This is a genomic window from Streptococcus mitis, assembly GCF_001074635.1.
Lineage (GTDB): Bacteria > Bacillota > Bacilli > Lactobacillales > Streptococcaceae > Streptococcus > Streptococcus mitis_E.
This window is the reverse complement of sequence record NZ_JUQO01000030.1, coordinates 1-502: the sequence shown is the minus strand read 5'-3', so window position 1 is coordinate 502 and position 502 is coordinate 1. Positions and strand designations below refer to the sequence as shown.

At 44.2% G+C, this 502-nt stretch carries 1 protein-coding gene and 1 pseudogene; both read right to left on the bottom strand.

The annotated features are described in order from the left end of the window. Window positions 1–186: pseudogene (locus ADI58_RS11475) on the bottom strand (hypothetical protein); the annotation flags it as partial. After that, a partial coding sequence (locus ADI58_RS01270; protein WP_049521156.1) for a FliH/SctL family protein occupies window positions 187–502 on the bottom strand: 316 nt, incomplete at its 5' end.

Below are 502 nucleotides of genomic sequence, written 5' to 3'. Positions count from 1 at the left end.
TTCTTCACGCATACGTAGTTGACTAAACATTTTCCTGTCCTCCTCGGACCAGCTTTTATAGTCCAGCAGTTGGTCTGCCTGGCTGATGGCTCGCTCGGGTTGTTGAGTAAAGGGCTTATTCCCGAAAAACTCCAACCACGGTTTACAAACGCTATCCTTGCTGGTTTCTCTGTATTTTTTTAATTTTTATTTATGATGGTCTTTCAATAATTTTTCAAACTCAGAGACAGTCATACCCAGCTGCTGGCTGGCAAATTCAGAGCTTAAAACATGTTGGTGAACTAAATCAAGAAAGGTAAAAATTTGTCCTTCAACTTTCCCACGCTCTAGTCCCTGTTCAATGCCTTCTGCTCGTCCTCGTTCCAGTCCTTGTTCAATCCCCTCCGCACGACCACGTTCTAAGCCTTTTTCCTCAGCTTGTTCCAAGGCATAGTCCTGTGCTAACAAAGCTTGTTCTTCGCGCATACGTAGTTGACTAAACATTTTCCTGTCCTCCTCGGAC